Origin of the sequence: Promicromonospora sp. AC04 (genome assembly GCF_003058225.1) — a bacterium.
Lineage (GTDB): Bacteria > Actinomycetota > Actinomycetes > Actinomycetales > Cellulomonadaceae > Promicromonospora.
The window spans coordinates 140,828-162,445 of record NZ_QBUG01000004.1; the positions used below are offsets into that span (position 1 = coordinate 140,828).

At 68.4% G+C, this 21,618-nt stretch carries 19 protein-coding genes; 9 read left to right on the top strand and 10 right to left on the bottom strand.

Annotated elements, in window-relative coordinates; all coding sequences use genetic code 11:
• Positions 1–55: 55 nt before the first annotated feature.
• The 4 genes from C8K30_RS12260 to C8K30_RS12275 all read right to left on the bottom strand — a co-directional run bounded on the left by C8K30_RS12260 (position 56) and on the right by C8K30_RS12275 (position 4,230).
• The gene (locus C8K30_RS12260) at positions 56–889 is read right to left on the bottom strand and encodes a carbohydrate ABC transporter permease (protein ID WP_108493195.1); all 834 of its coding nucleotides are present in this window, start codon (positions 887–889) and stop codon (positions 56–58) included.
• 3 nt (positions 890–892) lie between these two features.
• The gene (locus C8K30_RS12265; protein ID WP_108493196.1) at positions 893–1,777 is read right to left on the bottom strand and encodes a carbohydrate ABC transporter permease; all 885 of its coding nucleotides are present in this window, start codon (positions 1,775–1,777) and stop codon (positions 893–895) included.
• The gene (locus C8K30_RS12270) at positions 1,777–3,087 is read right to left on the bottom strand and encodes an ABC transporter substrate-binding protein (protein ID WP_233257151.1); all 1,311 of its coding nucleotides are present in this window, start codon (positions 3,085–3,087) and stop codon (positions 1,777–1,779) included. Before C8K30_RS12270 ends, C8K30_RS12265 begins: the two co-directional genes overlap by 1 nt.
• Before the next feature lie 96 nt (positions 3,088–3,183).
• A complete protein-coding gene (locus C8K30_RS12275; RefSeq protein WP_199230463.1) occupies positions 3,184–4,230 on the bottom strand; it encodes a LacI family DNA-binding transcriptional regulator in 1,047 nt (348 codons plus the stop codon).
• Between the two features lie 171 nt (positions 4,231–4,401).
• Between C8K30_RS12275 and C8K30_RS12280 the strand changes: the two genes are divergently transcribed.
• A complete protein-coding gene (locus C8K30_RS12280) occupies positions 4,402–5,799 on the top strand; it encodes a family 43 glycosylhydrolase (RefSeq protein WP_108493197.1) in 1,398 nt (465 codons plus the stop codon).
• Positions 5,800–6,658: 859 nt separating this feature from the next.
• Here the strand turns inward: C8K30_RS12280 and C8K30_RS12285 are convergent.
• Together C8K30_RS12285 and C8K30_RS12290 are read right to left on the bottom strand one after the other, a co-directional pair.
• Positions 6,659–7,189 carry an ImmA/IrrE family metallo-endopeptidase gene (locus C8K30_RS12285; RefSeq protein WP_108493198.1) on the bottom strand — a complete coding sequence of 177 codons (531 nt, stop codon included), beginning with the start codon at positions 7,187–7,189 and terminating at the stop codon, positions 6,659–6,661.
• Positions 7,186–7,506, bottom strand: a complete 321-nt coding sequence (locus tag C8K30_RS12290) for a helix-turn-helix transcriptional regulator (RefSeq protein WP_108493199.1) — start codon at positions 7,504–7,506, stop codon at positions 7,186–7,188. Before C8K30_RS12290 ends, C8K30_RS12285 begins: the two co-directional genes overlap by 4 nt.
• Before the next feature lie 146 nt (positions 7,507–7,652).
• Between C8K30_RS12290 and C8K30_RS12295 the strand changes: the two genes are divergently transcribed.
• The 5 genes from C8K30_RS12295 to C8K30_RS12315 all read left to right on the top strand — a co-directional run bounded on the left by C8K30_RS12295 (position 7,653) and on the right by C8K30_RS12315 (position 10,434).
• Positions 7,653–7,919, top strand: a complete 267-nt coding sequence (locus C8K30_RS12295; protein ID WP_108493200.1) for a multiubiquitin domain-containing protein — start codon at positions 7,653–7,655, stop codon at positions 7,917–7,919.
• Positions 7,894–9,060, top strand: coding sequence for a ThiF family adenylyltransferase (locus C8K30_RS12300; protein ID WP_108493201.1), 1,167 nt, complete (start codon positions 7,894–7,896; stop codon positions 9,058–9,060). The genes C8K30_RS12295 and C8K30_RS12300 overlap by 26 nt, the downstream gene beginning before the upstream one ends.
• The gene (locus C8K30_RS12305; RefSeq protein ID WP_108493202.1) at positions 9,057–9,461 is read left to right on the top strand and encodes a DUF6527 family protein; all 405 of its coding nucleotides are present in this window, start codon (positions 9,057–9,059) and stop codon (positions 9,459–9,461) included. Before C8K30_RS12300 ends, C8K30_RS12305 begins: the two co-directional genes overlap by 4 nt.
• Positions 9,462–9,585: 124 nt before the next feature.
• Positions 9,586–9,831, top strand: coding sequence for a DUF2188 domain-containing protein (locus C8K30_RS12310; RefSeq protein WP_108493203.1), 246 nt, complete (start codon positions 9,586–9,588; stop codon positions 9,829–9,831).
• 291 nt (positions 9,832–10,122) lie between these two features.
• Positions 10,123–10,434, top strand: coding sequence for a hypothetical protein (locus C8K30_RS12315; RefSeq protein ID WP_146197454.1), 312 nt, complete (start codon positions 10,123–10,125; stop codon positions 10,432–10,434).
• 85 nt (positions 10,435–10,519) lie between these two features.
• On the opposite strand, the gene mobF is transcribed toward C8K30_RS12315, so the two are convergent.
• The 4 genes from mobF to C8K30_RS12335 form a co-directional block, all read right to left on the bottom strand.
• A complete protein-coding gene (gene mobF, locus C8K30_RS12320; RefSeq protein ID WP_108493205.1) occupies positions 10,520–14,023 on the bottom strand; it encodes a MobF family relaxase in 3,504 nt (1,167 codons plus the stop codon).
• Between the two features lie 345 nt (positions 14,024–14,368).
• Positions 14,369–14,851 (bottom strand): helix-turn-helix transcriptional regulator, encoded by a 483-nt coding sequence (locus tag C8K30_RS12325; protein ID WP_108493206.1) that lies wholly within the window; start codon positions 14,849–14,851, stop codon positions 14,369–14,371.
• A gap of 110 nt (positions 14,852–14,961) precedes the next feature.
• Positions 14,962–16,191 carry a helix-turn-helix transcriptional regulator gene (locus C8K30_RS12330; protein WP_108493207.1) on the bottom strand — a complete coding sequence of 410 codons (1,230 nt, stop codon included), beginning with the start codon at positions 16,189–16,191 and terminating at the stop codon, positions 14,962–14,964.
• Positions 16,192–16,251: 60 nt separating this feature from the next.
• Positions 16,252–17,073, bottom strand: a complete 822-nt coding sequence (locus C8K30_RS12335; protein WP_108493208.1) for an alpha/beta hydrolase — start codon at positions 17,071–17,073, stop codon at positions 16,252–16,254.
• A 198-nt stretch (positions 17,074–17,271) separates the two neighbouring features.
• Here C8K30_RS12335 and C8K30_RS12340 point away from each other — a divergent pair, with 198 nt between their 5' ends.
• Genes C8K30_RS12340 through C8K30_RS12350 form a run of 3 tightly spaced genes read left to right on the top strand, consistent with a single transcriptional unit; the run spans position 17,272 to position 21,607 of the window.
• Positions 17,272–17,472, top strand: a complete 201-nt coding sequence (locus tag C8K30_RS12340; RefSeq protein WP_108493209.1) for a hypothetical protein — start codon at positions 17,272–17,274, stop codon at positions 17,470–17,472.
• Between the two features lie 11 nt (positions 17,473–17,483).
• On the top strand, positions 17,484–20,360 hold the full coding sequence (locus tag C8K30_RS12345) for a lantibiotic dehydratase (RefSeq protein ID WP_108493210.1): 2,877 nt from the start codon (positions 17,484–17,486) through the stop codon (positions 20,358–20,360).
• Complete coding sequence (locus C8K30_RS12350) at positions 20,357–21,607, top strand: lanthionine synthetase C family protein (protein WP_108493211.1); 1,251 nt, start codon at positions 20,357–20,359, stop codon at positions 21,605–21,607. The genes C8K30_RS12345 and C8K30_RS12350 overlap by 4 nt, the downstream gene beginning before the upstream one ends.
• Positions 21,608–21,618: the final 11 nt, after the last annotated feature.

Here is a 21,618-nt window from a genome sequence, read left to right on the forward strand (position 1 = left end):
GGGTGCGATCTCCTGTCGGGAGCGTGGAGGGTGCGGGGCAGGTCCGGCTCGGGGCTCATCCCTTGACCGATCCGGCGGTCAGGCCCTTCATGACCCTCTGGTTGAGGAAGAGGTACAGCAGCAGGGTGCCGACCACGTTGGTGCAGATCGCCGCGAACAGCGGGCCGTAGGCGGTCTGGCCGAACTCGCCGGTGAAGCTGAGCAGTCCGGCCTGGATCGTGCGCAGGTCGTCGCTGATCGTGAAGGTCAGCGCGATGAGCAGGTCGTTCCAGATGAAGAAGAACTGCACCAGCGCGACGGTGAAGACCGCGTTGCGCACCATGGGAAACCCGACCGCCCAGAACGCACGGACCATGCCGGCGCCGTCGAGCGCCGCCGCCTCGAAGACCTCGCGTGGCACCGAGCGGAAGTAGGTGGCCATCATGAACACGGTCAACGGCAGCCCGGTCGCGGTGTAGGTGATGATGAGCGGCCACAGCGTCCCCGCGAGCCCGAGCTCGAAGTAGGTCGTGAACAGCGGCAGCAGGATCATCTGCCACGGCACCATGACCCCGGCCAGGAACAGCAGCTGCACCCCGTGGCGGCCCTTCCACACCAGCACCTCGAGCGCGAACGCGGCCGCGACGCCCAGCACGATCATCAGCGCCAGGGACGGGACGACGGCCAGGAGGCTGTTCCGCGCGTAGGTGGCGAGGTTGCCCTGCGTCCACGCCGCGACGTAGTTGTCGAAGCTCAGGTGCGAGGGCAGCGACCAGCTCGGTTCGGACAGGAACTCGTTCTGGGTCTTGAACGACCCGAGCAGGAGCCAGACCAGCGGGTAGATCTCGATCACGAGCAGGATCGCGATCGCAGCCCGCAGCGGCAGCCGCCGGAAGAATCTGGTGGTCATCGGTCAGTCCTGGGTCAGGTCGCGTCGCGAGGAGCGGAAGATCAACAAGGTGACGCCGAGGCTCAGGACGGTCAGCACCAGCGCGATCGTGCTGCCGTATCCGTACTGGCCGTAGGAGAACGACGTCTGGAACATGTAGAGCGTCAGGGGCGTGGTCGCGTCTCCCGGCCCGCCGTTCGTCAGGGCCACGATCGAGTCGAACACCTTGAGCGTGCCGTTGATGCTGAAGATCAGGGCGGCCAGCAGGACCGGCATCGACAGCGGGAGCACGATGCGCCGGATCATCTGCCAGCCCGTCGCCCCGTCGAGCCGGGCCGCGGCGAGCACGTCCTCGGGGATGTCGACCAGGCCCGCGTACAGCAGGACCGCGTAGAACCCCATCGACCGCCAGACGTCCATGGCCGCCAGGACCCAGAACGCGGTGTCCGCGCTCCCGAGCCAGTCCACGCTGGCGATGCCGACCAGGTTCAGCACCTCGTTGACCAGCCCGTTCTGCGGGGCGACGGCGAACAGCTGCTGGAACATCAGGCCGACCGCGACGGTGGGCAGCACGATCGGGAAGAACACGAGCGTGCGGATGAGGCTGGAGGCCTTGCGCAGCGCGAACACGTACAGCAGCGCCAGCAGGTACCCGAGGAGCACCTGCCCGACCGTGATGACGACGGCATAGCGGACGGTGAACCACAGCGAGTCGAGGATCCGGGGGTCGGTCCACAGGGTGCTGAAGTTCTGGAAGCCGACGGCGCCGAAGCCGGTCAGGGCGTTTCCCTCGAAGAACGTCAGGCCCAGCGACCACAGGACCGGCACCAGCATCACGAGCGTGTACACCGCCAGTGCCGGTCCTAGGAGGATGATGACCGCTCGGCGATCACCCAGAACGTCGTGCATTACTTCTCCGCGTCGAGGTCGGCCTGGATCTTCGCCATGAAGTCCTCGGCGCTGATCGACCCGGACACCAGCGGCGCGGCGTTCTGCTGGCTCGTCGTGGTGGCCTTGGCGCCGAACAGGGCCTCGAACCAGAGCGTCGTCTCGGTGGTCCCTGCGATCGTGTCCTGGACGGACTGCGTCAGCTCCGGCACCTCGGCGACATCGCCGTTGACCTTGAACCCGGAGATCGTGCCCTGGTCGCCGAGCGAGGTCGCGCCGTAGTTCTCCGCGATGCAGGAGAGCCAGGCGCCGGTGTCGTCGCCGTAGGCCTTGGCCGACACGGCGATCGGGAGTCCCACGTTGGCCGGGAGCTGGTCGGCGGAGCCCGCGCCCCCGGCGACCTCAGGAAGCCCGAAGAAGCCGATGTTCTCCGCGCCGATCTGGTTCTGTGCCGGGTCGTTGAACGCGCCGAGCGTCCAGGAGCCCATGTAGAACATGCCGGCGTTGCCGGTCAGGAACTGGGAGACCGCGGTGTCGTAGTCGATCGAGCCGACGCCCTGGCCGAAGTAGCCGTCTGCGCCGAGGTCCGCGATCGCCTGCGCTGCCTCCACGTACTCCGGATCGGTCAGCTTCGCCTCGCCGTCGGCCACCCGCTGGAGCGCGTCGGGGCCGAGCGAGCGGTAGAGGTAGCCGCTGATGAGCCGGGTGATCGGCCAGCCCTGTTCGCCGGACGCCGAGAGCGGCGTGACGCCGGCCTCCTGGAGCTGGGCGGCCGCCTCGGTGAGCTCGTCCCAGGTCTGCGGTACCTCGATGCCGTTGTCGGCGAAGAGCTGCTTGTTGTACCAGACGCCTTCGATGTTGAACTGGTAGGGCAGGACGATGAGGCCGCCGTACAGGTTCTCGATCGTCGAGATCGCGGCCGGCTCGATGTCGTCGACGACGCCGAGCTCGGTGAGGGTCGCTTCGAGGTCGAGCGTGTGGCCGGCCTCGTCGAGGCCCTTCGTGACGGCGGGCGACCCGCTGGCGGCGAACTGCGCCGGCAGCGCGTCCTGGCCGCCGAGGAGCTGGAGCTGCTGGTCCAGGCCCGACTGCGGCACGGTCTCGATCTCGAGGGGCAGCGCCTCGTTCGCGTCGGTGCACGCTCCCGTGCTGAGCGACGTCAGGGCGTCCTGGACGATCTGGTTGTCATCGTTGATGAGCAGCCCGAAGGTGTCGTTCCCTCCGGAGGGGCTGCCGCCGCCGCAGGCCGCGAGCAGTGCGATCGCCGACACCGACGCGGCAACGGGGATCAGGCGTCGGGACCGGGGTCCGGACAGAGATGAAGCGTCCACAGCATTTCCTCCTTGAAACGGCAGGGTCGCGCGGATTTAAGCGCTTAAGTCGCGGACCATACAGACGCCCGTCACGCGGTGTCAACCAGGGGCCGGTCAGACCCCGAGCGGCGCGGCCGCCGTGCTCGCCCGGACCACCAGGCCAGGGCGGACCACGACGGTTCGGTGGCGATGCTCGCCGGCGGGGTTGTTCATCTCCTCCAGCAGGAGCTCGGCCGCGGCCTGTCCCATCTTGGCGCCCTCCAGCTGGACCGCGGTCAGGGCCACGGGACCGCTGCGGGCCGAGCGGTTGTCCTCGCACCCGACGATGCTGATGTCGCCCGGAACCTCGGCGATGAGGGCAGCGTGGAGCCCGTCCGCGATGCCGTTGGCGATGTCGTCGGTGACCGCGACGATGCCGTCCGGGCGTTGAGCGGTGGACCGCTCGCCGAGGGCACGGGCGACGGCCACGCCGTCCTCGAAGGCCAGACCGTCGGTGTCGATCTCCTCGAGCACCGCTCCCCCGGCCTCGCGCACGGCCCGTTGCACGCCGACACGGCGGGCGTGCACCGGCTGGTAGTAGTCGCGCCCAGCCACGAAGGCGATCCGCCGGCAATCCGTCTCGATGAGGTGCCGCGCGGCGAGGTAGCCGACCTCCTCGTTGTCGACCAGGACGGTGCAGCACTCGATTCCGTCCTGGTCGTAGTTGAGCAGCACCATCGGTCGGCCGTGCGAGCGCATCCGCTCGATCCCGGCCAGGGAGTCCTCCATCGGCGACAGCAGGACCCCGCCGACCCGCGCCTCGTCGAACAGGCGCAGATAGTCGTCCTGCCGGTCCAGGTCGCACGCGGCGTTCCCGAGCAGCAGACGCAGCCCGATCGCGTCGGCGCCCTGCTGAGCGCCGTGGGCCATGTCCACGAACAACGAGTTGTCCAGGTCGGCGAGCACCATGCCGATCGAGCTGGTCGTGCCCGTGGCCAGGGACCTGGCCGCGTCGTTGCGAACGAACCCGAGCTCGGAGATGGCGGCCCGCACCTGTTCGGTCGTCGCCTTGGAGACCTTCTCGGGTCGATTGATGACGTTGGAGACCGTCGCGATGGACACGCCCGCATGCCGCGCTACGTCCAGCATGCTCGGGTTGGTCTTCTTCGGCGTCGCCGGCACCGGTCCACCCCCTCTCGGTCTCCGATGTCTCAGAGGATAGCCGCAGGCGCGAGCCGCGATCAGTCGCGCTGAGCGGCCTGGGACAACCTCTTGTTTAAGCGCTTAAAGTCCTGCTAGGGTCCCGTGCCCAGCGCAGCGTCCCGTGCGCACACCCACGACAAAGGAGTCGAGATGCACCAGCTCCGGCGACCCCGAGGCGGCCTGCTCGCCGCCCTCGGTACCGCGCTCATCCTCATGATCGGCTCGCTCGTGGCGGCACCCGCCTCAGCGCTCGACGGCGAGACCCGGTTGCACGACCCGAGCATCATCAAGGTCAACGGCTGCTACTACGCCTACACGACCGGGTTCGAGAACGACCCGGCCAACCCCAGCGGGTCGATCATGGTCTACCGCACCTGCCAGTCCACGCCGGCGGGCGGCTGGCAGAAGATCGGCAACGTCTGGGAGTCCACGCCCGCCTGGGTCACCCAGGCGCACGGCGGGACGACGCCGCCGAACATCTGGGCCCCCGACATCAACTACTTCGACGGCGAGTACCACCTCTACTACGGGACCGCCATCTGGGGCGTCGACTACGCGGCCATGGGCCTCCTGACGGCCCCGAGCCCCACCGGTCCCTGGACCGACCGGGGCATGGTCACCGACGTGAACTATCCGATCGATCCCGACGTCGTCCGCGGCGAGGACGGGCGCATGTACCTGGCCTGGGGTTCTTTCGGCGGCATCTACCTGCACGTGCTCGACGAGTCGACCGGCAAGCTCTCGACCACCGACCACAACCTCTGGCACCTCGCCACGAACATGGAGGGCGCCTCGATCGTCCAGGACGGTGGGTACTTCTACCTTCTGGCGCCGACCGGGACCTGCTGCAACGGCACCAGCAGCGGTTACAACACCGTCGTCGGGCGCGCCACGTCGGTGTCCGGGCCGTACGTCGACCAGAGCGGGCGGAACCTGGTCGACGGGAGCACGACCGTGATCCTGCGTGGCGCATGGCCGCGCGTGGCGGCCGGAGGCGGCGACGTCTACACCGACGGCACCGACCGCTACCTGGCCTACCACTACTACGACGCGGACAACGGCGGTCGCGAGACGCTCGACATCCGTCAGCTGAGCTTCGCCGGCGGGTGGCCCATCCTCGACGCCCCGCTGGGCAAGTCGGATGTCGTCCTGCAGACCAGGCACTCCCAGCTGTGCGCGGACGTCTGGTTCGCGAGCACCACGGCCGGGGCCGAGGTGAGGCAGGGCAGCTGCAACGGCGGCGACAACCAGCTGTGGCAGACCACCCGCAACGGCAACACCTACGAGTTCCGGGCCACCCACTCGGGCCAGTGCCTGGAGATCTACGGCGCCTCGACCACGCAGGGCGCGACAGCCAACCAGTGGACCTGCAACGGCGGCAACAACCAGAAGTGGGAACGGATCCCGGTCATCGGCGCCTACTCCATGCTCCGCAACGTCGCCACCGGCCAATGCCTCGAGGTCTCCGGGTACAACACCACCAGCGGCACCGTCCTCAGCCAGTGGCCGTGCAACGGCGGCGACAACCAGCTCTGGCTCATGGACTGACAGGCACGAAAGCTCGCCTCTGACGCACCGCGCCGATCCGGGGATCGGGGTTGCGGGGGTCTCCGCCGAACGGATCAGCGGAGACCCCCGCAGACGCGTCGTGCCCGGTTACGACCGTCGCCGACCGCTGGGCATACGTGGCGTCGGGACGAACAACTCGCTGGCCACCGCACCGGCCGCGATCGCCATCGCTCTGACCCTGGACACTCTTGCTGCGCTGGTTGATGGGCCAACGGATACACGCTCGTCTGGCTGCTCCTCAGCGGCTTCGTTGCCGTCGTCGGCGCTGCTCCCGTCATCGGCACCGCATCGCCCAGGTCGACGACGCCCCAGCCCGACGTCCCGCCGCCGACTCCGCCTGGGGTGGCGCTGGCGTGAAGCGTTATCTCTGGCTTTGAGGGACTCGGAACTACTACTGCGCCCACCGCGAGCCGAAGATATCGGCCCTGGTGGGCGTTGGTGAAGTCAGCGGGACTCGAATCCGCGACCCCCTGCTGGTGGAGCGGGTTTCGACGCTCGCTCACAAGGCTGTCTTGAGTGGGCTGAGTTAGCCCTGGTAATGGTGCGAGAACGGCTAGATTCCGCCATTCCTGCGCCGCTCGCGCTCAGCCTGACACGGTTGGCATCCGTAGGCAAGCGTTGGCGCCGGGGGTCGCTGGAACCGTGTCATGTTGCGTGTCACGGGCGGCAATCGTGTCAGGAACCGTGTCACGACTCGACCGGAATCTGGTGCAGATGCTTATCCACATCCTTGTCGTCCCGACCTCGTGATCTCCGGCTGGAGGAGCGCAGTGGGAGAACCACGGGGGTCGAAGGCACTGTGATGCGCGCCCTCACGCGACAGGCTGGGAAAGCGGCGTCAGGAACTCAGCCCGAGGTTGATCAGTCGGTACCCCATCGCTTCAGTACTCACTCCGAACTGTTCGGCAAGTAGTTCGGTGGCACGGGCGGGGTTCGCCATCTGCGAAGCCCGCAGCCGGCCGATCGCTTCGTGGACGAGCGAACGAGGCATAAGCAAGGCCGCCGCGAAGGCGTTCGCTTCAATCTCCTCGTCGTTGGTGGCCATGCTGGAGAGTCCGTCGCGCCGGTTCACCCGAACGGTCGAGTCGACGATGTACTCACCCTTATGCATCTGGAGGTGCCCGAGTTCGTGGGCAACCGTGAAGCGCTGCCGGCGGCGATGATGCCCGCTGTTGACCGCGATGAGTTTGGTACCACCCTCGCGGAGCAATAGCCCGCTAACCGTGGGATCCAACGACTCGTGAACAAGCTTTACCCCCAGACTCGCCGCGATCTCTTCGACCGGTACGGGGATCGTTCGGACCGCCAGCCGCTCCAGGAGTTCGGCTGCATGCTTCTCGGCCTTCACTCGATCCGGCAGGCGTGTCATGACGTCTCCTCGGTATCAGTCTTGGCCTGGCTCCGCGCCCACTTCCTGAGCGCGGCATGTTGGGTCTCCGTTGGGTCAACGGCATGGGGTGCGGCCGCCAACAGATCCTGAATCGGGATTTCCAGCACTTCGGCGATCATCGCTGCCTGATGTGCAGCGGGGTGCTGCCGGCCCGCTTCGAGGTTCGCGATCGATGCCCGAGTCAAGCCCAGTCGCGTCGCCAGATCAGCTTGGGACATCTTCGTCCGCGCACGGCCCGCCCGAACACGCTGGCCGAGGTCCAGGTAGAACGATTTGATCCTCTCTTCGCTGGGCACTGAACCAGTATGTCCCCAACCAGAACGAATGTCAATCTAACAAACCTATCACGATTCTGTTGACAGCCATGGTGACAGGGAGGCAAACTTCTCACGGAGCGGAGGTCAGCCAGATTGACGCCCAACAGAACTAGGAGGACGCGGTCATGGCGGCCGAGATTCTGAGCAAGCCCCAGCACAGCAAGACCACCCCGGTCGTCATCAACGGCACTGAGGTCGACGTCACGGAGCGCGAGCTGACGTTCGAGCGCATCGTCGAACTCGCCGACCTCGGAGCCACCGGGGACGTGGAGTACTCCGTCAAGTACAGCCGTGGGCCCCACGACAACCAGACGGGGATCCTGCGACCGGGCCAGAGCGTCAAGGTAAAGAAGGGGATGAGGTTCGTTGTCAAGGCCACCGTTCGCTCCTGAGGAAGCTATCGAGCAACTGCAGAGCGAAGGCTTCAACATCGAGGTCGTCGAGGGCGCGGTTCTCATTCACGACGTGCCTGCCGTCGACCCGAATGGAACCGTCCACCGAGTCACCCTCGGTGATCCGCTGCAGTACGCAGGAGACCGCCTGCTCCCTCCGCGTGATCACACGCTGAAGTTCTGTGGAGACCACCCAAGCGACGACCAGGGCCACCCGCTGACCCGCTTGGTCGCTGGGCCCGACCACTCGGCCTTGACGCCCGGCGTAGTTGCACAATTTCTGCTGTCGTCCAAGCCAACCAACGGCACGTACCTGGATCTGCACGACAAGGTCACCCACTACGTGGATCTGATCGAGCGGTGGGCACAGTCGATCGAGCCGGGCGCATCCGCCCGCACCTTCGGGCGCACCGACGGATCGACAGCACACAAGTCACCGTTCCGATATGCCGACTCGGCCACACCGCGGGCCGGGATCACAGACCTCGCCGAGCCCTTGCAGGGACAGCGGCTCGCCATCGTCGGCATTGGCGGGACCGGCTCCTACCTCCTCGACCTTCTCATGAAGACCCCAGTCGCGGAGATCCACCTCTATGACGGAGATGTGTTGCTGTCCCACAACGCTTTTCGTGCCCCGCGGGCGATCAGCGTCGAGGAGCTGCGCACGGAGCCCAACAAGGCCTCGTACTGGGCCAAGCAGACAGAGGTATTCCGCGAAGGCGTCGTCGCGCACGACCTGTACGTCACCGCCGAGGATGTCCCCGAACTGGCGCAGTACGACTTTGTGTTCCTCGCGGTCGACGACGGACCCGCCCGCACCGAACTCGTGACCGCGCTCGAAGCCGCAGACGTCTCGTTCATCGACGTCGGCCTGGGTGTCGACCGGGCCGGTCCAAAGGGGCAACTCCTCGCCGCAGTCCGCATCTCCGTCAGCACGCCACAAGCGCGCGCACACATCCCCGTCGGCACAGGCAAAGACGAGTACGGCTCGAACATCCAGATCGCTGAACTCAACGCCCTGAACGCGACCTTGGCCGTCCTGGCATGGAAGCGGCTCAACGGGTACTACCTGGACGCGGTCGAAGGGACCACATCGATCTACTCGACCGACGACAACACGATCGCCGAGGACCGGCCGTGACCCACATCGACCACACCTTCGTCAACGCGGTACCGGTGAAGCTCGCGCCGAACACCCTGTACATCAGCGCGAAGTACGAGATCGTAGCCCACCTTTGCCTGTGCGGCTGCGGATCAAAGGTCGTCACACCGCTCGGGCCCGCGGAGTGGACTCTGACCACCGACAGGCACACGGTCACCTTGGCCCCGTCGATCGGTAACGGCGCGCTCGCGTGCCGGTCGCACTACCTCATCACCAACAGCATCGTGCATTGGCTCCCGCAGCAGTCGCCGACCGCGCAGCGACGTGCCCTGGAACGCGATGACCGGGATCTGCAGCACCAGTTGCTCAACGATGCACGGTGGTGGCGGCGCATCGCTCGCACCGCCGGCCGGTGGTGGCGCACGAGAACCTGGCGATAGACACAGGACATCTAATGGCAGGCGCGACGGGCGCCACATGGTCGCCTGCCCACTTGCCCTGCACCGCCTCGGCGCACAGGAACAAGGAACAGTTCGAAGAACAATCGAGATGGATAGGACCAAGATGAACAACAAGAACAGGCGGCACGTCGTGCCGAACAAGACAGGTGGGTGGGACGTCGTCGCCCCCGCCAGCAAGCGCGCGAGCGCTCACGTCGACACCCAAGCACAAGCCGTGGAACGTGCCCGCCAGATTGTCGGGAATGCCGGAGGCGGAGAAGTCCGCATCCACGGCCGGGATGGGCAACTGCGCGACTCGGACACCGTCACACCCGGGAACGACCCGAACCCGCCGCGGGACACGAAGTAGCACGCTCCGTGGTCCCGCCGAGCAAGCTTGACGGGGCTGAAGCATTGAGTGGCCAGCCTGGTCTCACCAGGCTGGCCACGGCATCCTCCAAACCTCTGCCCCCGCCCGTACCGCTGATGAGCGCGAGCAGCTCATGGGTCTATTCCGGGGTGACGCTCGCCGCCAGTGGCGCCACGGCCTCGACGGGCTGAGCGATCGATCGAGGATCAGCCCTCGCGCGGGGCGGCCTGTACTGATTTCACCTCGTGATCCGCGAGACCGGTGGCTGACGTGCGGCGTGGCGTGGCACTCGTGGACGATGACGAGTTGGTGGCCAGCATGATGCGCGTACTGGAGATCGACTTCCAGGTTGTCCAACACTTCGCGGAGGACGACACCGAGGGCGTCGCCCAGTTCCGCCGGTGCGGGCGCCGCGCAATCCGGAACCTCGGCTACAGGGCTCGCACTCACCAGACCGATCCAGACCTTCGCGAAGACCGCCTCGTTGTCGTGCACGCGATGATCGCGAACCTCAACGACGACGACAATAATCGCCTCGAAGAACGCGCGATCCTGCTGGCGCGGAGCATGCCGTCCCCTTTCGATAGGCGCTCCGATCCGTAGCAATCGGTGCTGACGGCTCGACCAAAGCCTGTTGCGGTGGCGCGGCCGTGCAAGATCGATCAACCGTCAAGCCAGCGCCCTCCGGCTACATGCCGATACCTCGCGCATGGCGTGTCGCGCCTGGCCGCCGTGCAAGCACGGTCGGGGGTCGTGTCACCCGACGCAGTGCCCCGGCAACGCGTGCAGCATCGACAGCTTGGGCATCAGTAGAAACTGGGTCGTTGCCGAGTGGTGCGACGCTGGTGATGCCGTAGCGGTCACGGTAGGCGGCGATCGTGCGTGCGGCGGCGTTCCAGGTGTGTCGGGCTGGGGTGTCGCCTGGTTCGGGGCCAAGTGCGGCGAGCCATGGCTCCTGGTCGCGGACAGCGCGTTGGACAAGATCGGTGACGCGTTGCTCGATCAGTGCCGCCCGCTCCTGGAGCGCCTGCCGGTACTCGTTCGTCATCGGCCCGACCACTTCGGGGATGAGGCCGGCGATCCGGCGGGGTGTGGGTCGTTGGATGGTCAGCCCGTCGGAGCGGGCGGGTCGGGCGGTGGTGGTGGCGAGGCGGTGGTGCAGGACGGCTGCGGGGTCGTCGGCGTCGTCCAGGCCTCGCTGGGCCACGAGCCAGGGCAGCACGTGTTCGACGTAGTAGCCGTCGGCTTCGGCCCGCCGCAGCTCTGCCGTCAGAGCACCGAACGCAGGCGCCGTGACGACCCTGTCTGCGTCCTGGGGTGAGAGGCCGCTGTGGTGAAGCAGCCGGGTCCAGCGGTCGTGTTGGCCGGCGGCGGCGAGGGTTTCGTATTCGGCAGCGAGCTGCGCGACCGATCCCCACCGCTCCTTCTCGTGATGGCTGGTCTGGGTGGCGGATTTCTCGGCTCCGACGGTACGCGCGATTCCGGTCAGGACGCTCCGGGGTGTGGGGTCTTCGTAGTCGTCGGGGGTGATTTCTACGGGTGTGTCGGTGATGACGTAGGCGGTGTTGTTCTCCCGTCCGCGGGTCAGGCCGACGTACAGGTTCTCCCGGGTCATGCCCGGCCCGGCGATCAGGTGCCCGGTGTCCACGGTCAGGCCCTGGGCGCGGTAGGTGGTCACGGCGTAGCCGAGGTCGAGGTGCTCGGCGGCGTAGGCGGCGGGCAGCACGACCGTGTTCCCGTATTTCGCTTCGGGGTGGCGCAGGACGACGGATCCGTCCATGCGGACCTTGACAAGGGTCCATCGGTCGCCGTTGCGCACCCAGGCTCCGTTGCGGGTGCGTAGGCGGCGGTCGTTGCGGCGGGTGATCACGGTGTCCCCGGCCGACGCCGCCAGCCCGTCGGCAAGGCGGACGGCCCGATCGGGATCGGTGGCGCCGGTCTGGAGCCGTTCGGTCCGGGCCCGTTCGTTGACCCCCCGGACGGTCTCGCTGTCGGCGGCCACCAGTACGGTGGCCTTGCCTTGTGCGAGGTCGTTCTTCCAAGCGGCGTAGGCGGTCTCGACCATGGTCTGGGTGTCGCCGTCGCGGACGCGGTCGTGGTCCAGGTAGGTGTCGATGGCTTCGTCGTGTCCGTGGCGCAGGGCGAGGGAGGCGTGCTTCTCCCAGGTGTGGGTGAACCGGTGCACCTCGGTCAGCTCCGGGACATTGTCTTCGCTCTGGCGGGCTGCGGTCAGGAGGGCGAAGGCTCCACCGGCCTCGACGGCCTGGAGCTGGGCGGGGTCACCGACCAGCAGCACCTTCGCCCCCACGGCGGCGGCGTGCGCGGTGATCCGGTCCAGGGTGAGCGTCCCGGCCAGTGTCGCTTCGTCGATGATCAGGAGCTGCCCGGCTGTGAACTGGGCGTCGTGGTGGGTGTGGTCGTAGAGCCACTTGGCGGTGTTCTCACACCCGATGCCCAGGTCCTCGGCCAGGACCGCTGCCGCGACCGCGGACGGCGCCAGCCCGACCACGGATCCTGGCCCGTGTTCGTGCTCCCATGCGGTGCGTAGTGCGCGCATGGTGGTGGTCTTCCCGGTCCCGGCCGGGCCGACCAGCAGGTCGACCTGGCGCGCGGAGACCGCGATGCGGGCGATGGCCTCGGCCTGTTCCGGCGACACGGTCCGCCCGCCCGTGGCCTCCTTCGTGATGGCGTGCTCGACGGCGTCCAGGGTGATCGTTGCTGCGGTGCGGGTGCCTGCACGGTCCAGGAGCCTGGTCTCGGCGTCCAGGAGGGCTCGGGAGGAGTACCGGGCCGAGTCCTTCGGCCGCAGGATGCTCGTCCCGTCCTCCCGCTGAAACTCCGCGGGCGTGCTAGCCAGGTCAGGCGGCGTCAACCGCACCGAACCACCCAGCGCCCGGTCGGTGATCGCGTCCAGCACGGCCATCCGGTCCTCAGCTGTGGCGAACCGCAGGGACTTGGTCTGCCGGGCGGCTTCGGCGTACAGGTTCCACCGCCCCCAGACCGGTTTCTTCTCCGAGACCACGACCACCACCACCCGGGCCAGCTCCTGGATGAGGTCCAGCGGGATGTCGTCGGCCCGCAGCACCCGCGGCGGCCCCTTCGAGACCAGTCGACTGGCCCACGTGGTGGCGTCCCGGCCCAGGATCCGGGCCGTGCGGTGCCGCCACGTAGCGGTGAGGTCGGCCAGGGAGTGGTGGTTCTTGTCGGGGCGGGTCTCCTTGCTGGCCTGCTGCTTGTACTTGTTGATCGTCTTCCTGCTCGGCCGGCGCCCGTACTTGGCTACGTGCTGCGCGATCAGTTCGTCCGCGCGGGTGTTGACCTGCTCCGAGCGAGTGGAGAACTCGGCCAGCAGGTCGTCCGGCAGACCCGTGATCGACCAGCCCGGGTTGCGGCCCTGCCCGGCCCGGGCGCGGAGCTCCCACCCGACGCCGAGTTGACGGGTGAGGTGGTCCATCACGATCGCTTCGTGCAGCTCGGACATCGCCACCACAGCCGCGTAAAGCCCGCGGGCGTCGAGGGATCGCCAGTGTCCGTCCAGGAGGGTCTTGACCTTGTTGGAGACCACGACGTGGGTGTGCAGGTGCGGGTCGTTGGTCCGTGAGTCCCAGTGATCGAACGACATCGCGATCAACCCGGTGACCCCGACCTGGGCGACCGCGCCGCCCTCACCGGCTTCGGTGACCGCGTTGCCGGCGACGGAGGCTCCGGTGCGGGTCGCGGCCAGCTCGCGCTCCATGAGCGCGAGCACCTCCACGACGGCCGCGTGGTGGATGGCCACGATCTGCTCCTGGATCCCGGCGTCGGACACGCCCCACAGGATCGAGGCGGACTTCGGCAGTGCGAAGCCGAAGTCGTACCCCGCGACCGCTTTCCGCGGCTTGCCGTCCTTGCCCGGCCCGTACACCGGGTACGCCCGCCCGAGTTGCAGGCCGGTGATCGGGTCCATGCCTTTGCCCGCCAGTCGGGCCATCTGCTCCTCGGTCACCAGGTCCCCCACGACCAGGCGCCCGAGTTCGTCGGACCCGGGGCTAGCGACACCGGAGCCCATCCACCGGCCGGGTGGTGTGCCGGTCTCGGTGTAGTACCGCGTCAACGGGGTACCCATCGACCGGTCCCCGTCCCCAGCCGCGACCGACCTCATGAAGTACTCGAACCCATCCCCTGCCGACATCTTCGCGATCGACACCGCCATGATCCGCACACCTCCTACAGCAGGAGGTGCACGGGCCGCACCAAACGACCCGAACCGCTCTAGGTGCCTCGATCTGCAAGAGGCGTACTGGATTTTTGGGGTAGGTGTGCGGGTCTGTGGTTTGTGGTGTTGTGTGTGCTGTGGTGTGTTTATGATGTTTTATGTGTGTGTTGGTTTGGTTTGTTGGTGTTTCGTGGCGTGGTGGTTGTGTTTGCTGGTGATGCTGTGTCTGACGCGGGCGGGAGGCGCGGGGGCGGGTCCCCCTCGCCCCTTCACCCGCTCTCACCGACGCCGCCCGCCCATGTCCCCCACTGCTCGTGCAAGTCACCTCACGTTCCGGTGTCGCTACGCGACGGCAGGCGGCTTCGGTACGGTCACCGTCCCGAGCGATGATGCGTTCGAGGCGTCAGGCGTTGCACCGAGCAGGTCGTCGAGCAGGTCGAGTGTCACGTCGAGCGCGTTCGCGATCCGTGGCCGCGCCCACAGCGACGGCGTCGTATCCCCGGACTCCCAGCGAGCGACCGTGGACCGCTGCACGCCGACTTCCATGGCGAGCCCCTCTTGCGTTTTGCAGACCTCACGCCTGCGACGAGCAAGTGCACCACGCCGCGGCCTGACCGCCCCCGGACTCTCCACCCGGTCGATGGCGGCGAGACGAGTCGGTCCGTCCTTGACCGAAGCTGGTTCGTGTTCGGCGGCGAGTACGACGACGATGACGGCCGCGCGGTCATCACTCGTGGCGAGCTGTTCGAGCGCCCGCGCGTCACCAGCAGCCTGGAGCAGACGCTCAATGTCGCGCCTCTGGAGCGCTACTGCCTGGGTTGCCATGCGTCCCCCTCGATGGATGGTTCCCGACAGAACCAGACTCCGGGAGCAGCAAGGCTCGAAGTACCCCACGACGGGGTACCAACCTCACCGGCAACGGTTGACGAAGGACGTCACGTGGTCTCGGGAGTGGCCGACCCGATCCATGCCGCCAGCGCTCGGACTTCTTCGCCGGCTTTGCGATGCTGGCCGGCCAGGACGCGGACGGCCTCGCGGGCCATCGGGTGGTACCGCGTCTGCTGCGGCGCGACCGTCCGGGCCTGTTGCAGCGAGGCCAGGGCCGCGTCGCGGTCGCCGACGGCGATGAAGGCGCGCGCGGCGTCGATGAGGTGGTGCCCGCGACGGGTCCGGGGCATCGACGCGGGCAGGTGCAGCTCGCGGGCGCGTTCGGCGGCAATATCAGGGTGCTTGAGCTCGATCTGCGCGGCGATGTCATGGACGGCGGTGTTCACAGGCCCGAAGGTCAGGTGGTAGTGGACGCGGTCGACGCCGTCGGGCACGCGCGCAGCCAGGCGTTGAGCCTCCTCCAGGTGGTGCGCCGTCGCTTCCTCGTCGCGGGCGCGGGAGGCCTGCGTGACCTGTCGGAGCCGGATGCTGCCCAGCAGCGTTACTGCGGCACCGGACGGGTCGGTGCCGACGGCGTCCTGGAGCTGGTCGTAGGAGAGCTCCAGGAGCCGGAGCCCTGTGTCGTAGTCCTTGGCGACCTGGAACCCGTTGGCGCGGGTCCACTGCGACAGGCCGATCGACAGCGGGTCGTCGGCCAGCGAGGACGCCCACTGCAGCCGTTCCTCCAGGATCGAGGCGAGGTCGACGTAGCCGAGGCGTGAGGCCAGGCAGTAGGCCATGTAGTAACAGGAAGCCAGGAGGCGGGCGGCGCGCCGTCGGGCCTTGCCGTCCAGGTGGTGCACACACGCGGTGAGTTCTTCGAGGAGCGCGGGAAGCATCTCGCCCAGCGCCGTGTACCGCGCGGCAGCGCGGTAGTTCGTGGCCTGGTCGACGTCGCGGGCGATGGCGTCGACGGACCGTGGCACGGGGCGCCATTCGGGTGGGAGGTCGTAGGCGCGAGCGATTCCGCGGATCGCGGCGATCGGCGCGTGGACCCGGGCATCGGCCCGTTCCCGGCCCCGGTAGGGCTGCCCGGTGAGCTCCTCGACACTGACCGCAAGGGTACGCGCGGCGGTGTTGAGGAAGCCGTAGGTCGGCAGGCGTTCGCCCTGCTCGACCTTGCGGATCGCGCCGAGTGAGAGGTGGGCGTGGTCGGCGAACTCGCGTTGGGTGTAACCCGCGAGCTTGCGGTACGTCGCGATGCGTGACCCAACGGTCTCGTCGCCGTTGCCGGTCATCCTGGCCTCCCCTCACCAACAGGTACCTCGCGCCAGGGTACCGGCGCGAGACACCGCCAGTCAGCGCCCCGTGGACACCCAGTCGGTGATCGCCTCGATGACCTCGGACTGCCAGACACGGGTCTGCGGCTGCTGGTACGCCTTGTCGTCCGCGACGGCGAAGCCGTGCCCGGCGCCCTCGACGACCATGAGCCGCGACCGCTCGTTGAGCTCCTTGATCGCCTCATAGGACGGTCCGATCGGGACTTGTGTGTCGGCATCGCCGTGTACCAGCAGGGTCGGGGCGATGACGTCACCGAGCGCGGTGTGCGGCTGGAGCCAGAAGACCTCGTTGAGGAACGCACGCCCGTGCCGGAACGACGTCGAGTACTGCAGGAACCCGTCCCGGGTCAGCAGGTCGGCGTGCTCGTCGTCCAGGTGGTCGTCCACCCAGTAGGGCCGGCCGTTGATCGTGCGCGCCTTGTAGTCGATCCGTGGGCACAGCATCACCAGGCGCTGCACCTCGGCCGGGCGCTTCGCCGCGTAGTAGGCGCAGACACCGCCGGCGAACGACTGCCCCACCAGCGATGTCGTCGTCGCACCTGTCTCGGCGCTCAGTACCTCGAACCCGGCCCGTACGTCGTTGAGCAGGCCCGCGAGCGTGACGTCCTCCTGCGTTCCCTCCGACTCGCCGTGCCCGCGCAGGTCGAACCGGAACGACGCAATCCCTGCCACCGCGAGGCCTTCGGCGATCCGGTCGAAGAACCCCGACTCGTGCCGGGTCACGCCCCGCCCATGTACGAGAAGGACACCCACGTCCGGTGTGCTGGCGGGCACGACGACGTCACCGACCAGGCGCAGTCCGTCGAGCGAGCGGAACTCCACACGAGACTCCATGGGCATGGCGTTCTCCTGGTCTCTCCCGGGCACTGACGTGCTCAGTGTGCCCCACAGCTCGCCGGTCAAGGGCCACGATCCGACACCGGTCCCTATCACGCTACGCAGATGCGACAGGGGTGCAGCAGCCGTGCTCTGTTCTGCCTGCTCACCTCTGGCTTCGATGAGAGACGACAACCATTCACCTCATCGAGAGGCAAACCCATGGCAGAACCGACGGCGGTCCTGGACCGCACCGAGAGCGACCTGGACCGGCTGACGGCCGATCTGTTCGACCTGGATGTCCGCACGCTGGCCGTCCCGATGGCCTGCACGAACCACACGAACGACGGCTGCTCGGCGAGCTGTCCGAGCGTCGGCTGCACGGCTACTTGCAGCTGCAGCAACTGCAACTGCGGGAAGTAGGGACGGTGGCGATGGCGCGCGAGCGAACGTTCATCCCACACCCGGAGTTCCCCCTCCTGGCACGGACGCCATTACTTCCGCACGAGCCCAGGAGCCAGGCGGCGCCGACGCTCTCGGGCTCGTTCCTCGAGGCGGTGCGCTTCGCTTCGCGCTCCCTCGCCACCATCACCGACCATGACCTGGACGCCGACGAGCGACTCGCGACCACGGTGCACGCCTACGAGCGTCGCGCTCGGACGCGGGCGACGCCGCGGGGTGCGTTCGCCGGCGTCCAGGTCGCCCACGCGACCGAGAGCGCTGCCCGGTTCCGGATCGGGAAGAATCACCGGGCCCGGAGCGCGCCGTCCGCTGCCTGGCTGAGTGATCTTGCAAACCAGCTCCTCGACGTCCCCGAGGTCCTCGACGCCGTGCGGCTGGTGTCCAACGACCTCGCAGCACGTCGCGGCGACCGGTACGAGCACGAGTGGGCCACAGGATCCCAGAAGCCCGAACGGATCACGCTGCGCGCGACGCCAGCGGTCGAGCTGATCCTGGAGACGTGCCGCACCCCTGCCCGCCTGGCCCAGGTCAGCGCCACCATCCAGACCCGCTGGCCGAACGCTCCGGCCGAAACCATCCGAGCGACGGTGCAGATGCTGGTCCGGGTCGGATTACTGCTGACCGATCTGCTGCCGGACGACGTCGCACAGGACCCGCTCAAGCACCTCCTGACCCTGATCCCGGCACAGCACGAGATGCTCGGGCCGCTGGTCCAGTTGCGCGACCTGCTCGCGGAAGCAGACAAGTACCCGCCCGGTACAGACGAACGTCTCGACGCGCTGGCCGAGGCCCGCCCGATCTGCGACAGTCTCTCGCCTTACGAGAGCCCCATCACGGTCGACGTCGCGGTCGACGCCGACATCCAGGTTCCGCGTTCGCTCGTCACCGAAGCAGCCGACGCGGCCGGCCTGCTGTGGAGCATCACGCCCTCGTCCGATGTTCTGGGCGTCTTCCACTCCCGGTTCGTCGAACGGTACGGCATCCGACGACGGGTACCACTGCTGACCGTCGTCGACCCGGTGACCGGCCTCGGCAACCCGGACGACGACGAACGCCCCGACCCGGCCGAGAACCCTGCGCGTGGACGAGCCCTGGCCGGTCTCCTCGCCGACGCCGCCTCCCGGCAGAGCACCGAGGTCACGCTCGACGACGCGACCATCGCCGCGCTCCGCGTACCGGGCGAGCGCCTGCCACCGACCAGCGGCGAGCTCTACACGCGCGTCCTGTCCGGTTCGGCCGACGACCTCGCGGCAGGCCGATACCTGCTGGCGGCACACCTGGGCAGCACCCTGGATGCGGGGTCGACCCTCGGGCGCTTCTCCTCGCTCCTCGACCTCGCCAGCCCCATCGTCGATTCTGAGGCGCCACTCCGCGCCGAGGTCGTGGTCCGCCCGCGCCTGGCGGCCCTGACGACCGTAGCGTTGCCGTCCGGGTTCGCACCGCAACGGATCTGCGTCGGCTCGGTTCCCGACCCCGGGGACCTGACGCTGTCCGATCTTGAACTGGCCTCCGACGGGCGCTGCCTCACGCTGTGGTCCCGGAACCTCGACCGGGAGATCTCCCCCGTCCTCTACTCCCGGATCGGGCCCGCGTACGTCACACCGGCCGTCCGCGTACTCCAGGACCTCGCGAACGCCGGTACCCAACCGTGGCATGCCTGGACGTGGGGACCCCTCGCTGACGCCCCGTTCGTTCCCCAGGTCCGGTGGCGCAACACGATCCTGTCGCCAGCCCGATGGCGCCTCCCCCACCGGCTCGCAGCGGCCGTCTCCGACAAGCACTCCTGGGAATCCGGACTCGCCCACTGGCGCACGGCCGCAGTTCCCACAGTGCCGCGCCTGGTGGTCGCGCAGGACGCCGACCAGCGGCTCCCGCTCGACCTGGACGACCCGCGCGACCGAGAGCTCCTGCGCAGGTACGTCCGCCGTGGCGCCGACGCGGTGACCGCCCCGCCCGGTGGACCTGACGCGGTCCAGGCCGTTGCGGACGGCCCGGACGGTCGGCATGTCCTTGAGCTTGTCGTTCCGCTCCAAGGACACCGGCCGCGCCCGGTCGCGAACGGCGATCGGCCAGCCGTCTCGACACCACCTGTCATCCACCTGCCAGGTGGACGTTGGCTCTCGCTGACAGTTCCTTCGCCGAGAGTTCATCACGATGACCTGCTCGCGCAGATCGGTGACCTCACCGCCACAGTGCGCAGCGACATCGACCGCTCGTTCTGGCTCCGCTATGACAGCCCAGCCCATGGGCCGCACGTTCGCGTTCGGTTCGCGGGCGAACCTTCAATCCTGAGCACCGTGGTACTGCCCGCCGTGTCCGAGCGGTACGCGACCTGGATGGCTCACGGCCTGGTCGGGCGCCTGATCATCGAGTCGTACGAGCCGGAGATCGACCGCTACGGCGGCCACGACGCGATCGGCGCCGCCGAGCGGCTCTTCGACGCCGACAGCGACCTTGCGTTGAGCCTCCTGACGGAAGCGCCCGACGACGATGCCCGGCTCCTGCTCGCCGCGCTCTCCGCCGTCGAGATCGCACGCGGGCTCACCGATGACGCGGCTGCTGCCGTCGGGCGTCCCCGGCTGGACCGTGCCCGACGACGACGGGTCAACGAGCTGCGCGCGACGGCACCGTCCAGTCCAGCCGCGCTGCTCGCCTCCCCGGCCCGAGAGCGGTGGGACCGGCGCAGCGGAGCACTCGCCGTCTACCGCGACGCAGTCCCGGACGCTCGACGTGCCGACTGCGCCTCTTCGATGATCCACATGCACGCCAACCGGATTGGCCTCGACCGGGACCACGAACATGTCGCTCGTGCACTGGCGGCGGAACTTCTCGCTCAGGAGCGTCGATGAACACCGGTCAGGCCGCCCTGGCCATCGCTGAACGCCTGCTGGACCCGGAACGCGTGATAGCGGCCGCCCCGTCGTACGGGATCGCGACACTCGCCGACGGGCTGCCAGGAACTGCGTTGCTGCATGCGCGCTTGTCCGGCGTCGACCCGGTCTTCGCCGCCGCTGCCAGCGCGCACTGGGACGCTGCCGCCTCAGGTGCCGCTACCGCCCAAGTCCAGGGGCCCGGGATCTACGGGGCCATCGGAGGACTGGCGGCTTCGCTGGTCCTCGGGTCCGCCTACCTGCCTGACCCCGAGGTCACGGCAATGGCGACGTCCCGTTCGGTCCGCTGGCTCTCCGCTCGCGCTGTCGACGTAGCCACCCACTACGCCGAGGCGGCCCGCACCGGCGAGTCCGGCACGTCGTGGCACATCTACGACACGGTCTCCGGCCTGGCAGGCATCGGCCGCATCCTGCTCGCCGCCCTGGCCGACGGTCACTCCTCCGCGGAACCGGGTCTGGTCGCCGCGCTGACGGCGATGACCACGATGCTGACCGACCACGGAGAGCCCCTGCCTGGATGGTGGGTTCCGACCGAACAGCACCCGGCGGTTGTCGCCGCCCGACTCGACCACACCGGGGCCGCAGACACAGGTCTCGCCCACGGCGTCGCCGGCCCTCTCGCCTTCCTGGCGCTGGCGCACTCCACCGGGCACACCGTCGCCGGACAAGAGACCGCGATCCGGGACGCCGCCCGTTGGCTCGAACGCTGGCGAGCCGGCGATCACGGCTGGCCCAATCACGCCACGGGCCAGGAGCTCGCGGACGGCGCCACCCCCACACGGCACGGACGCCGTGCGGCGTGGTGCTACGGCGTGCCCGGAGTCGCCTGCAGCCTGCTGCACGCGGCGCATGCGCTCGACGACGACGGCCTGGCCGGTGCAGCCCGTGCGGATCTCGCGCGGCTCGTCACCCAGCGTGCGGCGTGGGATGCCGAGGGGCCTACTCTCTGCCACGGGTACGCCGGGATCCTGCGTTGCGCGACCGGCGTTGATCCAGGCGTCGCCGAACTCGCGGCGGCCGGCGTCACGCAGTCACTGAACCGCGAACGGCCATTCCTTGTTGCCCACGTCGAGCACGGGGCCAGCCACGACAACCCCGGATTCCTGACCGGCGCGGCAGGGGTCGCGCTCACCCTCAGCGAGTTCGGCGGACTTCCCGCACGCCCAGTCACAACGCCCTGGGACGCCCTGCTCCTCGTCGTATGAGCCCATAGGAG

Coding starts and splice junctions, on each gene's coding strand:
- C8K30_RS12260 (WP_108493195.1), bottom strand. CDS start 889: ATGACCACCAGATTCTTCCGGCGGCTGCCGCTGCGGGCTGCGATCGCG.
- C8K30_RS12265 (WP_108493196.1), bottom strand. CDS start 1,777: ATGCACGACGTTCTGGGTGATCGCCGAGCGGTCATCATCCTCCTAGGA.
- C8K30_RS12280 (WP_108493197.1), top strand. CDS start 4,402: ATGCACCAGCTCCGGCGACCCCGAGGCGGCCTGCTCGCCGCCCTCGGT.
- C8K30_RS12285 (WP_108493198.1), bottom strand. CDS start 7,189: ATGACACGCCTGCCGGATCGAGTGAAGGCCGAGAAGCATGCAGCCGAA.
- C8K30_RS12295 (WP_108493200.1), top strand. CDS start 7,653: ATGGCGGCCGAGATTCTGAGCAAGCCCCAGCACAGCAAGACCACCCCG.
- C8K30_RS12310 (WP_108493203.1), top strand. CDS start 9,586: ATGAACAACAAGAACAGGCGGCACGTCGTGCCGAACAAGACAGGTGGG.
- mobF (WP_108493205.1), bottom strand. CDS start 14,023: ATGGCGGTGTCGATCGCGAAGATGTCGGCAGGGGATGGGTTCGAGTAC.
- C8K30_RS12325 (WP_108493206.1), bottom strand. CDS start 14,851: ATGGCAACCCAGGCAGTAGCGCTCCAGAGGCGCGACATTGAGCGTCTG.
- C8K30_RS12330 (WP_108493207.1), bottom strand. CDS start 16,191: ATGACCGGCAACGGCGACGAGACCGTTGGGTCACGCATCGCGACGTAC.
- C8K30_RS12335 (WP_108493208.1), bottom strand. CDS start 17,073: ATGCCCATGGAGTCTCGTGTGGAGTTCCGCTCGCTCGACGGACTGCGC.
- C8K30_RS12340 (WP_108493209.1), top strand. CDS start 17,272: ATGGCAGAACCGACGGCGGTCCTGGACCGCACCGAGAGCGACCTGGAC.
- C8K30_RS12345 (WP_108493210.1), top strand. CDS start 17,484: ATGGCGCGCGAGCGAACGTTCATCCCACACCCGGAGTTCCCCCTCCTG.
- C8K30_RS12350 (WP_108493211.1), top strand. CDS start 20,357: ATGAACACCGGTCAGGCCGCCCTGGCCATCGCTGAACGCCTGCTGGAC.